Here is a 14,169-nt window from a genome sequence, read left to right as displayed (position 1 = left end):
TCCTAGTAAAGTCGGGGTACTTAAAAGATTTATAATTAAGCAGACGGCAGCGCTAAAAAAGTTGATTCAATCAAAGTGAATTTGCAGTGGATGTATATAAGAGGAACATTCAGTCGTGACTAATCTAAATATAGTTATCTTGGCCGCCGGAGTGGGCAAAAGAATGCAATCATCGCAGCCTAAAGTGTTACATGTATTGGCTGGGAAACCTTTATTAGGGCATGTACTTGATGTTGCCAGAGCACTTTCACCTAAAAAAATCTGCGTAGTTTATGGGCATGGTGGGGAGAGGGTGCCGAGAGCGATCAATGACAGCGAAATTATTTGGGTGAAGCAGGAAGTTCAACTAGGTACCGGTCATGCTTTATTGCAGACCTTACCATACTTGGATACTGAGGGGGTGACACTGGTATTGTTGGGTGATGTGCCTCTAATAAAAGTGGATACACTAGGCAGGTTGATCGCAAAAGCTACAGAAAACAATTTTGCCTTGTTGACGGCTGAACTGGACGCACCACTTGGCTATGGGAGAATCATCAGAAATGAAGCAACAGGCACGATTCAAGCCATAGTCGAGGAAAAGGATGCCAGTAAGTCACAGCTTGAAATCCAGGAAATCAATACAGGCATTATGGTATTGCCCAATTCATATTTACATGAGTTTTTACCCAAGTTGCAAAACAAAAATTCTCAAAGTGAATACTATCTTACCGATATTATTGAGATGGCTGTTGAGGCAGGTCTCAGGGTTGATGCTTCCTATCCTGTTCATGGCTGGGAGATATTGGGCGTTAACAGTAAAGCGAATTTAGCTAAACTTGAACGTATTAATCAGCGTGAATATGCAAATGAGCTTTTGGAACAGGGGGTTATGATCACGGATCCTTCCCGTATCGATGTGCGGGGGCAGCTTGTTTGTGGCCGCAACGTTGAAATAGATATCAATTGTATTTTTGAGGGGACTGTGCACCTCGGTGACGACGTTAAAATTGGTGCACATTGCATTTTACGGAATGTCGTCGTTTCTTCAGGAACGACGATTTTTCCATTTAGCCTGATAGAAAACGCAGAGATAGGAAAAAATTGCCATGTAGGGCCCTACTCGCGCATCCGTCCAGGGACTAGGCTTTATGATGAAGCTCATATTGGTAATTTTGTCGAGGTAAAAAACAGTAATATTGGCATGGGTAGTAAAGCAAATCACCTAAGTTACATAGGTGATGCCATAATTGGTACAAAGGTTAATATTGGTGCGGGTACCATAACTTGTAATTATGATGGTGCTTTTAAGCATCAGACTATTATTGAAGATGATGTATTTGTTGGTTCAGATACGCAACTGGTAGCTCCGATAAGGGTAGCGAGAGGTTCTACTATTGGCGCAGGTTCTACAATTACCCGAGATACGCCTGAAGATCAACTAACGTTATCCCGCTCAAAACAAGTGAGTGTTACTGGCTGGAAACGGCCCAAAAAAAACAAAACATAGTCCATGTTTATATTAAACAAATATAGCGCGAAGGAGATTTTATGTGTGGAATAGTGGGAGCCATTGCTAAATACGACGTGGTGCCAGTTTTGTTAGAAGGTTTATCAAAACTTGAATATCGGGGCTACGATTCAGCAGGGATCGTTGTTGCAAACGGAAGTTTGCACAGATTGCGTACTACCGAGCGTGTGACTGAATTGGGTAAGCTTGCTCATAGCCAGAAAGCACAGGGATATACGGGTATTGCGCATACGCGCTGGGCGACTCATGGCGCTCCTAGCGAGCGGAATGCCCATCCACATTTATCAGGAGATGAAAAGAAAATAGCTGTCGTTCACAACGGTATTATTGAGAATCATGAGGCAATACGCCAACGTCTTCAATCAGAGGGATTCGAGTTTTTTTCGGATACGGATACTGAAGTGATAGCTCACCTTATCTCATTCAATCTTAGGACGACCCATGATCTGCTGGAAGCAGTTTGCCTGTCCATTGCAGGGTTGCAGGGAGCTTATGCTATTGCTGTGGTTGAAGAATCGCGACCTGATCACATTGTAGTTGCACGGAATGGTGCGCCCTTGTTATTGGGGGTGGGAACAGAGGGTAACTATGTTGCATCAGATGCCTCAGCATTAGTACAGGTAACGCGGAACATGGTTTATTTAGAAGAAGGGGATGTAGCGGAATTACATCATGACGGTTATCGCATATTGAGTTGTATTAATGGTACCAAGGGTAAAGAAGTGATCCGGGCTGTTCAAGAGAGTAATTTGACTCGCGATGCGGTGGAGTTGGGTCCCTATGTGCACTTCATGCAAAAGGAAATATTTGAGCAACCTGTAGCAGTCGCTAACACATTGGAAATGGTATTAAATGCACATTCCATTTCTCCACAATTATTCGGTAGTGAGGCCGAGGAAGTTTTTAGACAGACTAATGGCATTTTGATATTGGCCTGCGGTACAAGTTATCATGCTGGCCTCGTTGCTAAATACTGGTTGGAAACCATAGCAGGATTACCTTGTAGTGTAGAGATCGCGAGCGAATACCGTTATCGTGATCCAATCGCAGATACTAACACACTCGTCGTGGGAATCTCCCAATCAGGTGAGACTGCAGATACACTAGCTGCAATCAATTATGCTAAGTCATTAGGGCATCGGCATAGTCTGGCTATTTGTAATGTCCCTGAGAGCGCATTGATACGGCAGACAGATTTGCGTTTTCTTACACGCGCGGGACCTGAAATTGGCGTAGCTTCTACCAAGGCATTTACAACTCAATTGGCTGCATTGATGCTATTGACCGTAACATTAGCCAAGCTTCGTAATAAATTCTCTAACGAGTTTGAGCAGAAAATTATGATAGCATTGCGGCGTTTACCTGCCGCTATCCAACTTGCACTGCAAATTGAGCCGCAGGTAATGGAATGGGCTAGTAATTTCTTTCAAAAACGTCATGCATTATTCCTTGGGCGTGGAGTACATTATCCTATTGCCTTGGAAGGCGCACTCAAGCTCAAAGAAATCTCCTATATTCATGCAGAAGCTTATGCTGCTGGTGAGCTTAAACATGGTCCGCTCGCCTTGGTTGATAAGGATATGCCTGTCATTGCCATCGCACCTAATGATGCGCTATTGGAGAAGCTTAAATCCAATTTACAGGAAGTTCGAGCAAGGGGGGGGGAGCTATACGTTTTTGCTGATGCTGATTCCCAAATCCAGGAGAGTGAGGGCGTGCATATTATCCGACTAGCAGAGCATGCTGGGATGTTAAGCCCTATTCTGCATACCATTCCATTACAATTACTAGCTTATCATGTTGCCCTCCAGAAAGGGACTGATGTAGATAAACCAAGAAATTTAGCAAAAGCAGTAACAGTCGAATAATTGTTGGAGAGATTTTCTTTAACGATCCTTGCATTTTGGACTACGCTTACACATTAGAAATGATAGATCAGACCCGCAAATGGATTGAATTTCCTGTATTTTGTGGGTCTGATGACGCATGGAAAAAGGCGATTTAAGAAAACTCAGCTCGGTGGAGCAATTCGGGTTGTGTGGAGCAATTCGAGTTGTGTCGATAGGCTATTTGGGTGCTTACGCGTGGTCGAGCCATACCTCAATCCTTTGCTTTCTGCGCTGTCCGTATTTTTCACACTTTTTCACATTCCGCGCATCAATCCGGAAAAATGGCATTTTCACGTTGCACCCATGACTGGCGCGAACCGCACAATTTGCTTTTTAATGGCTGGTAGAGCCAGGCTTAATCCTTTTTCCGATGGTTAGGTGTTCCACAGGCGGAAATACGCAGAGACCGTACACCATTTTGGAGAAAGTCACTCGGTAACATTCACCATTGGTAGCTACGCTTCGGAACCTCCAGTCAGATACACAATACCTATCCAGATCCGTTTGCCACGGACATGGCTTCTTCTTGGTGTGCCCCAGTTATTCCTGACTAATTTCAAACTGCTTTCGATTGATGTGCTTGAGATGTATTTCCTCATTCTGCAAATTTAATAGCAACAGGAGTTTTCAGTAAAAAGATTCTAAACAGCTTCTTATGAAATTACCCTCAATTTATTTATAAACCTGTAAATCAGGCTGTATGATACGAAATTCAGATGTCTTTGGGATTTTACTCTTCGAAAAAATTTTGAATGGAAACAAAGTTTGTTTAATAACGTCCCTACTTTATTCATAGGGTATGGGATGATAGGATTGTATTATTTTCAATAAGAAAGGAAACCAATGGCAGGTCACAGCAAGTGGGCTAATATTAAACATAAGAAAGCTGCACAGGATGCCAAGCGTGGCAAGATTTTCACGCGATTGATCAAGGAAATAACCATTGCAGCTCGATTGGGAGGGGCTGACCCAGGGAGTAATCCTCGATTGCGGCTCGCTATTGATAAGGCATATGAACATAATATGCCTAAAGACAATGTAGAGCGCGCGATAAAGCGTGGATGTGGTGATCTGGAGGGGGTGAGCTATGAAGAAATCCGTTACGAAGGTTATGGGGTGGCAGGTGCTGCAATCATAGTAGATTGTATGACGGATAATCGGACGCGAACCGTCGCAGATGTACGTCATGCATTCACCAAATATGGGGGTAACTTGGGTACGGATGGCTCGGTCGCATTTCTATTCAAGCATTGTGGTCAATTACTTTTTGCACCCGGCACGGATGAAGAGCGAGTAATAGAAGTGGCTCTGGAAGCAGGAGCTGAAGACGTTATTAGTAATGAAGATAAAAGCATAGAAGTCATTACAGCACCTTATGAATTTATTACAGTTAAAGCTGGATTAGAAAAAGTGGGCTTTAAAGCTGAGCTTGCTGAAGTCACTATGAAACCGATAAACGAGATTTTATTGACCGGAGATGATGCAGTCAGAATGCAAAAACTATTAGATGCATTAGAAAATATTGATGATGTGCAGGAGGTTCACACTAATGCAGTTATTGATGGCTAGTTTACCGGGAAGGTGAGGAAATTCGTATCCTTGGTATAGATCCCGGTTTGCATATTACTGGATTTGGGATAATCGATAAAATGGGCAGCAAATTGGCTTATGTAAGCAGTGGTTGTATCAAAACATCATCAGACAGTAAGCTGCCACCCCGTTTAAAACTGATTCTTGATGGCCTTAATAGCATTATTCTGCAACATGACCCCCATTATGTTGCAATAGAACAAGTCTTTGTTAACATTAATCCAAAATCAACTTTATTACTTGGGCAGGCGCGCGGTGCAGCAATTTGTGCTGCTGTGCTTAATAGTCTCGAAGTATCTGAATATACTGCGTTGCAGATCAAACAAGCAGTGGTTGGCAATGGTCATGCCAAAAAAGAGCAAGTACAGGAAATGGTTGTAAGGCTATTAAGACTTGAGGGAAAACCTGGGATCGATGCCTCTGATGCGCTTGCTTGCGCGATTTGTCATGCTCATGGCGGGTCAGGATCTGCCGCAGCTATGTATTATTACCTAAAGCGTGGAAGGGTGGTGTGATAGGGAAGATAACAGGCGTTTTGCTTGAGAAACGTCCTCCTCTCGTGCTGATAGATGTGCAAGGAATTGGCTATGAAATAGATGTGCCGATGAGTACTTTCTATCATCTACCTGCTACTGGAGAAGCCGTAACACTTTATACTCAATTCATCGTCAGGGACGATGCCCATTTATTGTATGGATTTGGTACTGAGGCTGAACGACTTGTTTTTCGCCAGCTAATGAAAATTTCTGGGATTGGTGCAAGAACTGCTTTGGCTCTCTTATCCGGATTAAGTGTATCAGATATCCATCATGCAGTAGCAACCCAGGATGCTGTACGTCTTATCAAAATCCCGGGAATAGGGAAAAAAACTGCTGAGCGATTACTTTTAGAGTTGCGGGACAAACTTGATTTTGATGAAAGCCATTTTGATGTAGTGACTGCTTCTGCTAGAAGTGATAATGACATATTCAATGCATTGCGCTCGCTGGGCTATAATGACCGGGAAGTAGATTGGGCAGTCAAACAATTGCCCCAAAATATCACTGTTTCAGATGGCATCAAACAAGCATTAAAGCTTCTTTCAAAAGAAAAATAACGCATTTCCCGAATAACTGAATGATAGAGACAGATCGAATCATTGCCGCAACATCGTTTTCTTCTCAAGAAGAGGTATCGGAACGCGCGTTACGTCCCAAGCAACTTGAAGAATATGTCGGACAGGAAAAGATTCGGGGGCAACTACAAATATTTATCGAAGCAGCACGACGACGAAAGGAATCTTTAGATCACGTATTGTTATTCGGTCCCCCCGGTTTAGGCAAAACGACATTGGCGCATATTATTGCCAGGGAAATGGGCGTTAACTTGCGTCAAACTTCAGGTCCCGTTTTGGAGAGAGCGGGTGATTTGGCTGCGTTGTTAACTAATCTTGAGCCTAATGACGTTTTGTTTATCGATGAAATTCACCGGCTTTCACCAGTAGTGGAGGAGATTCTTTATCCTGCACTGGAAGACTATCAGCTCGATATCATGATTGGGGAAGGGCCAGCTGCTCGCTCAGTCAAGATTGATTTACCGCCCTTTACTTTGGTGGGGGCCACTACGCGCGCGGGCATGTTGACAAATCCGCTGAGAGATCGTTTTGGCATTGTGTCACGATTGGAGTTTTATACTGCTGATGAATTAAGTAAAATCGTGATGCGTTCGGCGGGATTGCTGAATGTCAGAGCTTCTTTAGAGGGGGCAAAGGAGATTGCGTGCCGATCGCGAGGCACGCCTCGTATTGCGAACCGGTTGTTGCGAAGGGTCCGAGATTTTGCAGAAATCAAGGCCGAAGGATGTGTTACGCAACCTGTGGCAGATGCAGCTTTAAAAATGCTGGATGTGGATGCGATCGGGCTTGACGTGTTAGATAGAAAGCTATTATTGGCCGTACTTGAAAAATTTGAAGGTGGTCCTGTCGGTATAGATAATCTTGCTGCAGCCATCAACGAAGAGCGTGACACAATTGAAGATGTTTTGGAACCATACTTAATTCAGCAAGGATTCTTGAAGCGCACGCCGCGTGGCCGCATGGCTACAGCTATTACTTATCAGCATTTCAACATTATTCCATCGAAAAGTAATGTGGTGGATGATCTATGGGGAGAGTGTTAAAGTGTTGATAACTTTTGTAAATAATAAACATTAGATTAAATGAGCTCTCAGCATCAAACACAGTTTGCTTTATCTGGCGATATCTTCTCTTATTCAGTACGGGTTTATTATCAGGATACCGACACAGGAGGAGTCGTTTATCATGCCACCTATCTTAATTTTATGGAGCGCGCCCGCTACGAATGGCTACGAGAAATAGGATTTGCCGTTAATACATTGATTCAAGACCATAAAATAATTTTTATGGTGCGGTCACTTAATATTGAATATTTCAAGCCAGCGCTTCTCGATGACTTATTACATGTTACCGTTCAAGTAACAGAGATAGGCAGAAGCCGCATTACATTATTTCAGCAAGTATTACGAGATCAGGTCATGTTAGTCAGTGCAATTATTCATGTGGTATGTGTGGGCGTGGACAGTCTCAAGCCAGTGAGTGTACCGATGCCGCTTCGTCAAAAAATCGAGAAATAAATTATTATGAACACGACTGTTACCCAAGATTTATCGCTTTTTTACCTGGTTAGCAGCGCCAGCCTGCCTGTTCAACTGGTTATGCTACTTTTATTGATTGCGTCATTGTTATCATGGTGGTTTATTTTTCGTAAGATGTTTGCAATTAGACTGGCGATCAAACAAAGTGACGAGTTTGAAAATACTTTCTGGAGAGGAGTAGATTTAAACGCGCTGTACCAGCGGGCGGCTGGCGCACGTGACATGGCGGGGAGTATGGAGCGTATTTTTGAGGCAGGGTTCCGTGAATTTACCAAGCATCAAGCTGGCATGGATATTGGTGCGATGATGGATAGTACACGGGGCGCAATGCGTGCTGCTTATCAACGTGAAATGGATAGACTGGAGTCCCATCTGTCTTTTTTGGCGACTGTAGGGTCAGTGAGTCCCTATGTGGGTTTATTTGGCACGGTTTGGGGTATTATGAATGCATTTCGCGAATTGTCTAATTTAACACAAGCGACGATTGCGCATGTCGCGCCTGGCATTGCAGAAGCGTTAATTGCGACAGCGATGGGTTTGTTTGCAGCGATTCCGGCAGTTATTGCTTATAATCGTTATGCAAGTGATACCAGTCAGTTAGCAACACGGTATGAAAGTTTTATGGAGGAGCTATCCAATGTGTTGCAGCGACGGGCAGCAAAATTATAAGAGAACATGGCCATCGCATGATTAATCGTCGAGCTAAACGTCGTCTAATGAACGAAATCAATGTCGTACCGTATATTGATGTAATGCTGGTATTACTGGTTATTTTCATGATTACGGCACCCCTTATTCATCCCGGTCAAATTGAACTCCCTCAAATCGGTAAGTCATCAACAGCACCGGTTGAACCAATGGAAGTCATCGTTGCTGCAGATGGTGGCCTGACATTACGTGATCGTAGCAAAGCGGGTAGTGAGCAGAAAATGACTCGTACCGAGCTTGTAAAAGCAGTTAAAAATAAGCAGGCACAAAATGCTGAGCAGCCTGTGGTGATCGCTGCTGATAAAAATGTTCGTTATGAAGAAGTAATTAACATCATGGACATATTACAGCAAGAGCAAGTCAATAAAGTTGGGCTGCTTACAAAACCTAGATAAGCATGTAAGCAACGATGAATGTGACAGCTTGGCGAGATGTTTCACATGCGGAACCTGGGTTATTGCGGGCTGCCGTACTGGCTTTGCTCGTCCACCTTGTCTTTTTTGCATTCATGGTTTTTGGTTTAAGCTGGAAAAACGAACCCGCTGAAACGATGGTCGTCGATTTGTGGAGTGATCTGCCACAACCCGTCAAGCCTATTCCTGTTGCCAAACAAACGGCGCCTAAACCTGAGGTAGCCAGGGTAGAAGCTCCCCCGCCGCCCAAAAAAACCGCTACTGAGATCAAGGAGAAAACAGTAAAACCTCAGCCGGTAAAGGAAATGACAAAACAACCCGAGCCAGTTAAAGAGACGCCTTCTACACCTGAGCCGATTAAAGTGGAATCACCGCCACCGCCTAAAAAACCAACTATTGAGATCAAGGAAAAAACGATAAAACCTCAGCCAGTAAAGGAAGCCACAAAGCAACCCGAGCCAGTTAAAGAGACTCCCCCCAAACCTAAACTTGAACCAGTCAAGGAGAAGGTAGCAAAACCAGAAGTGGTTAAGGAAACAACGAAAAAGCCTGATCTGGAGAAAGAGAAGCTGCTCAAGGAGCAGCAACAGGCTGAGGAGATCAAGCAGCAGCAACGTGAGCGGGAAGCCATTGCGCAAAAAGCTGCTGCGGAAAAAACCAAGCAAATGGATGAAGTAGCCAAGTATAAGGCGATGATTCAGGCAAAAATCAGAAGTCGTATTGTCATGCCGCCCGATCTGCCGGGTAATCCGGTCGTTGACTTCAAGGTAACACTCTTGCCAGGTGGCGAGGTGTTGAATGTGATGTTACGCAGAGCAAGTGGTTATTCTGCATTTGACGAAGCGGTGGAGAGAGCTATTTTCTTGTCTACACCACTACCTATACCGCCTGATCCAGCGTTATTCAGAGAGTTTCGTGATTTTAATCTTACGGTACATTATCGTGACTCGCTTTAATTTTTATAGAATGCAATTTTTTTGAGAGTTGCTGCTATGCGGAATTATTTACATCCCCTTTCTTTTTATGTGTTCTTTTTGTTTTTGTCGATCATGCATGCGCCGCTTCATGCTGCGCTTAATATCGAAATATTTGGGGGAGGTGCATCCAGAATCCCCATTGCTATTGTCCCGTTTTCTGCTGAATCAAGGCTTCCGCAGAGTATAACGACGGTGGTGGCAGCTGATTTGGAACGGACAGGTAGTTTCAGGCTGACTGATTCATCGGGTCTCACGCCTCATGAACCGGAAGAGGTCGTTTACGCAGATTGGCAGAATCGGGGAGCAAGCGCGCTCGTGATAGGCAGTACGACGATTTTGCCTGATGGGCGGATCGATGTGCGCTTTCGCTTGATGGATGTTGCAAAGCGCACACAGTTGACTGGATTTGCAGGTACGGTCCCGGCCGATCAGTTGCGCGCGGTTGCACATCGTATTGCTGATATTATTTATGAAACATTGACTGGTAATATTGGGGTATTTAGCACCCATATTGCTTATGTCATGAAACAAGGCAATAAATATGCGTTGCAAGTAGCCGATTCTGATGGCTTTAATGCTCGGTCAGTCATCGAATATACTGAGCCTATTATTTCACCCGCTTGGTCCCCTGATGGTAGCAAACTTGCCTATGTCTCATTTGAGAACAAAAAGCCGGTTGTTTACGTACAAACACTGTCAACTCGTGAACGAAAAGCTATTGCTAATTTTAAGGGCAGTAACAGTGCGCCGGCTTGGTCCCCTGATGGCAGCAGGCTGGCCGTGGTATTGACTATGCAGGGGGGATCGCAAATTTTTTTGATTAATGCGGGTGGGAGTGGACTGCAAAGACTTGCTCAAAGCTCGGGAATTGATACGGAGCCCAGCTTTTCTCCGGATGGGCAGTCGATTATTTTCACCTCTGATCGTGGGGGTAGTCCACAAATATATCGCATGGCGATAACAGGGGATAAAGCAGGTGTGGCTGAGCGCCTTACATTTGAAGGAAGCTATAATGTAAGTCCACGGTATAGTCCCGATGGGAAAAGTTTTGCCTATATTCATCGTAATGGTGGCAAGTTTAATGTTGCAGTACAAGATTTTGCTAGACGGCAAATGCAATTACTTACCGATTCAAGGTTCGATGAATCTCCTAGCTTTGCGCCAAATGGCAAGATGATTTTATACGCTACTGAAATAGGCGGACGTGGTATATTATCCGCCGTTTCGAGCGATGGACAAACGAAGCAGCGTCTTTCATCACAAACTGGCGATATCAGAGAACCGGTATGGGGTCCTTTGCTGAAATCACAGCGTACGGGTAACTTCGTTAACTAATTTTATAAGGTAAGAAATGAAAAAAATTTTGAGTGTGTTGATAATTTGTTTATTGTCAGCGTGCGCAAGTCAATCGACACAACCTACAGGTGAAGTGGAGGACCGAACCATGGGGAGCGGTGGTATGGGTGCTCAAGATGGCATGGGATCGGGTGGGTTTGCCATGAATCCATTGCGAGATCCTTCTAACATTCTGTCTCAGCGTAGTGTTTATTTCGACTTTGATAGTTATACAATAAAAAGCCAGTATAGAGAGTTAGTGTTGGCACATGCCAAGTACCTGCGAGACAATTCAAATGCAAAGGTATTGCTGCAAGGTAACACAGACGAGCGTGGAAGCCGTGAGTATAATCTTGCACTTGGCCAGCGTCGTGCAGAAAGTGTGAAGAATGCCATGTTGCTCTCGGGCGCGCGCGATCATCAGATTGAGGCTGTAAGCTTAGGTGAAGAAAAACCTCGTGCAACAAGTCGTGATGAGTCCTCATGGACTGAGAACCGCCGTGCCGATATTCTTTATCAAGGAGAATACTGATGTTTGTACGCGCTTCCATACTATTGTTTTTGTTTAGTTGTAATGTAAGTTTCGCCGGATTATTTGATGACGCACAAGCGCGTGAGCAAATTGAGCTATTAAATAAACAAATACAAGAGGTGGAAGCGCGTATTGGTAGTATGGAGGAAACGCTTAAAAATCAGGCAATATTAGAGCTTTATAGTCAGATCGAAGCGTTTAAAATCGAGCTTGGAAAACTGCATGGGCAAATTGAAATACTGAGTGAAGAAAATAAGCTTCTGAAAAAACAGCAGAAGGATTTCTACATCGATCTGGATGGCCGACTGAGACAGGTAGAGCCAGCATCCCGCGATACACCGATTAGCCTGGATTCTCCACTACATGCGCCACTTCCTGCTACCGCAGTGACAGCTGGGGCGAGTCCTGTAGCACAACCTACAGACATGTCAGAACGTGATACGTATAACACGAGTTATAATTTGTTCAAAGAAGGTGATTACTCGGGAGCTATCGCTCAGTTTGAAAATTTTCTCAAACGTTACCCTACCTCTAATTTGGCACCAGGGGCGACCTATTGGATAGGGAATGCATATTATGCGCTACGTGATTTCAAAGCAGCCATCAGCACCCAGCAAAAAGTGGTCGAGCATTATCCTAACAGCTCAAAAGCACCTGATGCCATGCTTAATATTGCAAGCAGTCAATTGGAAATGGCTGAGGTTCCCGCAGCCAAAAAAATACTACAAAATTTAATCACAAAATATCCCAATAGTGAGGCTGCCGAAAAAGCTAAGCGTCGCCTCGCTAGCTTAAAATAAAATTTAACAATGAAAGAGGCGGTTGTTGAAGCCGTCTCTTAAGATGTAATGCATTTCCCCTTTTCGCTACAACAACATTCTACACACAAGCCCGAAACAGAAGTATTGCGTGTTAGTGAGGTATTTTATTCTTTGCAAGGAGAAACCAGTCGCGTCGGTTTGCCGACAGTGTTTATCCGTTTGACTGGTTGCCCGCTACGGTGTGGATATTGTGATACTGAGTATGCATTCTCGGGAGGCAGAAACATGTCAATTGCTGAGGTGTTGGATGAAGCTTCAAGTTATGCATCTCGCTACATTACGGTTACTGGCGGTGAGCCTCTGGCGCAGAAAGCTTGTCTGACACTGCTTACCGTCTTATGTGATGCGGGCTATTCAGTATCTATTGAAACAAGCGGAGCACTCGATGTATCCAAAGTGGATAAACGGGTTTCCAAGATCGTGGATATCAAGACACCTGGTTCAGGTGAAGTTACGAAGAATCTGTGGTCTAATCTTGAATATTTAACCTGTCATGATGAATTGAAATTTGTTTTATGTGATAAAGCAGATTATCAATGGGCGGTTGGTGTGTTTTATGAGCGGCACCTCGATCAGATTTGTCCGGTATTGTTTTCACCGGTGCATGGTCAGCTTGACCCAGCTTTGCTTGCGGACTGGATATTAAAAGATCGCTTAGCGGTTAGATTGCAGCTTCAGCTTCATAAAATGCTTTGGGGAGAAGTCGCGGGGCGATAATGATCCAGCAAATACGATTCTGAGAATTGTTTTTTTCTTTAGAAGTCTTATAGATTTATGAGAAAAGCGGTCGTACTTTTATCGGGTGGATTAGATTCTACGACGACACTTGCTATTGCTCGTGCCAAGCAATTTGAATGCTATGCGTTGAGTATTGATTATGGTCAACGTCATCAATCTGAGTTAGCAGCAGCACTGAAGATTGGCCAATCCATGGGCGTACAAGAGCATCGTACCGTCAGCATTGACTTGAGTATATTGGGGAGGTCTGCACTTACTGACGAATCCATTGCTATTCCTATTGAAGGAATAATGGCTGGTATTCCTGTTACCTACGTTCCTGCCAGAAATACGATTATGCTTTCCTTAGCATTAGCCTGGGCAGAGGTACTCGAAAGTCACGATATATTTATCGGTATTAATGCTATTGATTATTCTGGTTATCCAGATTGCCGGCCAGATTATATTGAAGCATTCGAGAAAATGTCGAATCTCGCAACCAAAACTGCTAGGGAGGGGAATAAGCTGACTCTGCATGCACCTCTTATGCATTTATCTAAGAAAGAGATCATCTGCTTAGGCATAGAGCTAGGGGTCGATTATGGCTTAACTGTATCCTGTTATCAGGCTGATGAAAGTGGATTTGCTTGTGGTCTCTGTGACGCCTGCCGCTTACGCATGGCGGGATTTTTGGTAGCAGAGATACCCGATCCGACACGGTATAGAAATGCCTTAGAACTAATATGAAGCAGTCTGGTTCTCCAGTTTCAGGTTAAATTATGGGTGGAATGTGCTAGGGTCTGTTGACGTTTTGAGGTAAGTATTTCATAAATCGAAGTAAACTCGTAATATTGAGAGATTTTTACACCCCCCCACAAAACGAGTTTACGATGCCCCGACTGATGCTCACCGATGAATTCTGGCCGAAGCTGGAGAAGATTCTGCTTCAAGAAGCGATTTATAACAAGCGCAATCTGCGCATGACGGTGGAGGGTGTGCTATACCGAATGCGGGTTGGTTGTCCG

Annotated in this window: 16 protein-coding genes and 1 pseudogene; all 17 read left to right on the top strand. The window is 44.1% G+C overall.

Features of this window, described 5'->3' with window-relative positions; all coding sequences use genetic code 11:
- Positions 1 to 115: 115 nt before the first annotated feature.
- A complete protein-coding gene (gene glmU / locus BLP80_RS02495) occupies positions 116 to 1,489 on the top strand; it encodes a bifunctional UDP-N-acetylglucosamine diphosphorylase/glucosamine-1-phosphate N-acetyltransferase GlmU (RefSeq protein ID WP_090539823.1) in 1,374 nt (457 codons plus the stop codon).
- A 41-nt stretch (positions 1,490 to 1,530) separates the two neighbouring features.
- Complete coding sequence (gene glmS / locus BLP80_RS02490; RefSeq protein ID WP_090539821.1) at positions 1,531 to 3,378, top strand: glutamine--fructose-6-phosphate transaminase (isomerizing); 1,848 nt, start codon at positions 1,531 to 1,533, stop codon at positions 3,376 to 3,378.
- 84 nt (positions 3,379 to 3,462) lie between these two features.
- Complete coding sequence (locus tag BLP80_RS02485; RefSeq protein WP_143002213.1) at positions 3,463 to 3,777, top strand: hypothetical protein; 315 nt, start codon at positions 3,463 to 3,465, stop codon at positions 3,775 to 3,777.
- 465 nt (positions 3,778 to 4,242) lie between these two features.
- Positions 4,243 to 4,968: a YebC/PmpR family DNA-binding transcriptional regulator gene (locus BLP80_RS02480; RefSeq protein WP_090539818.1), complete on the top strand. Its 726-nt coding sequence runs from the start codon at positions 4,243 to 4,245 to the stop codon at positions 4,966 to 4,968.
- Positions 4,969 to 4,988: 20 nt separating this feature from the next.
- Positions 4,989 to 5,504: a crossover junction endodeoxyribonuclease RuvC gene (ruvC, locus tag BLP80_RS02475; RefSeq protein ID WP_090539816.1), complete on the top strand. Its 516-nt coding sequence runs from the start codon at positions 4,989 to 4,991 to the stop codon at positions 5,502 to 5,504.
- Positions 5,501 to 6,085, top strand: a complete 585-nt coding sequence (ruvA, locus tag BLP80_RS02470; RefSeq protein ID WP_090539814.1) for a Holliday junction branch migration protein RuvA — start codon at positions 5,501 to 5,503, stop codon at positions 6,083 to 6,085. Before ruvC ends, ruvA begins: the two co-directional genes overlap by 4 nt.
- Before the next feature lie 20 nt (positions 6,086 to 6,105).
- A complete protein-coding gene (gene ruvB, locus BLP80_RS02465) occupies positions 6,106 to 7,146 on the top strand; it encodes a Holliday junction branch migration DNA helicase RuvB (RefSeq protein WP_090539812.1) in 1,041 nt (346 codons plus the stop codon).
- 39 nt (positions 7,147 to 7,185) lie between these two features.
- On the top strand, positions 7,186 to 7,620 hold the full coding sequence (gene ybgC, locus BLP80_RS02460; RefSeq protein ID WP_090539810.1) for a tol-pal system-associated acyl-CoA thioesterase: 435 nt from the start codon (positions 7,186 to 7,188) through the stop codon (positions 7,618 to 7,620).
- Between the two features lie 6 nt (positions 7,621 to 7,626).
- Positions 7,627 to 8,310, top strand: coding sequence for a protein TolQ (tolQ, locus tag BLP80_RS02455; RefSeq protein ID WP_090539808.1), 684 nt, complete (start codon positions 7,627 to 7,629; stop codon positions 8,308 to 8,310).
- A gap of 17 nt (positions 8,311 to 8,327) precedes the next feature.
- Positions 8,328 to 8,744, top strand: coding sequence for a protein TolR (gene tolR / locus BLP80_RS02450; RefSeq protein ID WP_176754242.1), 417 nt, complete (start codon positions 8,328 to 8,330; stop codon positions 8,742 to 8,744).
- 14 nt (positions 8,745 to 8,758) lie between these two features.
- Positions 8,759 to 9,718 carry a cell envelope integrity protein TolA gene (gene tolA, locus BLP80_RS02445; RefSeq protein WP_090539806.1) on the top strand — a complete coding sequence of 320 codons (960 nt, stop codon included), beginning with the start codon at positions 8,759 to 8,761 and terminating at the stop codon, positions 9,716 to 9,718.
- A 36-nt stretch (positions 9,719 to 9,754) separates the two neighbouring features.
- On the top strand, positions 9,755 to 11,074 hold the full coding sequence (gene tolB / locus BLP80_RS02440) for a Tol-Pal system beta propeller repeat protein TolB (protein ID WP_090539804.1): 1,320 nt from the start codon (positions 9,755 to 9,757) through the stop codon (positions 11,072 to 11,074).
- A 16-nt stretch (positions 11,075 to 11,090) separates the two neighbouring features.
- Positions 11,091 to 11,606, top strand: a complete 516-nt coding sequence (pal, locus tag BLP80_RS02435; RefSeq protein ID WP_090539802.1) for a peptidoglycan-associated lipoprotein Pal — start codon at positions 11,091 to 11,093, stop codon at positions 11,604 to 11,606.
- A complete protein-coding gene (gene ybgF / locus BLP80_RS02430; protein ID WP_090539801.1) occupies positions 11,606 to 12,406 on the top strand; it encodes a tol-pal system protein YbgF in 801 nt (266 codons plus the stop codon). Before pal ends, ybgF begins: the two co-directional genes overlap by 1 nt.
- Positions 12,407 to 12,454: 48 nt before the next feature.
- The gene (queE, locus tag BLP80_RS02425; protein ID WP_090539799.1) at positions 12,455 to 13,144 is read left to right on the top strand and encodes a 7-carboxy-7-deazaguanine synthase QueE; all 690 of its coding nucleotides are present in this window, start codon (positions 12,455 to 12,457) and stop codon (positions 13,142 to 13,144) included.
- Between the two features lie 57 nt (positions 13,145 to 13,201).
- Positions 13,202 to 13,891 carry a 7-cyano-7-deazaguanine synthase QueC gene (gene queC, locus BLP80_RS02420; protein WP_090539797.1) on the top strand — a complete coding sequence of 230 codons (690 nt, stop codon included), beginning with the start codon at positions 13,202 to 13,204 and terminating at the stop codon, positions 13,889 to 13,891.
- A 143-nt stretch (positions 13,892 to 14,034) separates the two neighbouring features.
- Positions 14,035 to 14,169, top strand: a pseudogene (locus BLP80_RS02415) (IS5/IS1182 family transposase); the annotation flags it as partial.

Source organism: Nitrosomonas sp. Nm132 (genome assembly GCF_900100485.1).
GTDB lineage: Bacteria > Pseudomonadota > Gammaproteobacteria > Burkholderiales > Nitrosomonadaceae > Nitrosomonas.
Note: the sequence above shows the minus strand (reverse complement) of the source record. Positions and strands in the feature narration are given on the sequence as shown.

Coding starts and splice junctions, on each gene's coding strand:
- glmS (WP_090539821.1), top strand. CDS start 1,531: ATGTGTGGAATAGTGGGAGCCATTGCTAAATACGACGTGGTGCCAGTT.
- BLP80_RS02480 (WP_090539818.1), top strand. CDS start 4,243: ATGGCAGGTCACAGCAAGTGGGCTAATATTAAACATAAGAAAGCTGCA.
- ruvB (WP_090539812.1), top strand. CDS start 6,106: ATGATAGAGACAGATCGAATCATTGCCGCAACATCGTTTTCTTCTCAA.
- ybgC (WP_090539810.1), top strand. CDS start 7,186: ATGAGCTCTCAGCATCAAACACAGTTTGCTTTATCTGGCGATATCTTC.
- tolQ (WP_090539808.1), top strand. CDS start 7,627: ATGAACACGACTGTTACCCAAGATTTATCGCTTTTTTACCTGGTTAGC.
- tolR (WP_176754242.1), top strand. CDS start 8,328: ATGATTAATCGTCGAGCTAAACGTCGTCTAATGAACGAAATCAATGTC.
- tolA (WP_090539806.1), top strand. CDS start 8,759: ATGAATGTGACAGCTTGGCGAGATGTTTCACATGCGGAACCTGGGTTA.
- tolB (WP_090539804.1), top strand. CDS start 9,755: ATGCGGAATTATTTACATCCCCTTTCTTTTTATGTGTTCTTTTTGTTT.
- pal (WP_090539802.1), top strand. CDS start 11,091: ATGAAAAAAATTTTGAGTGTGTTGATAATTTGTTTATTGTCAGCGTGC.
- ybgF (WP_090539801.1), top strand. CDS start 11,606: ATGTTTGTACGCGCTTCCATACTATTGTTTTTGTTTAGTTGTAATGTA.
- queE (WP_090539799.1), top strand. CDS start 12,455: ATGCATTTCCCCTTTTCGCTACAACAACATTCTACACACAAGCCCGAA.
- queC (WP_090539797.1), top strand. CDS start 13,202: ATGAGAAAAGCGGTCGTACTTTTATCGGGTGGATTAGATTCTACGACG.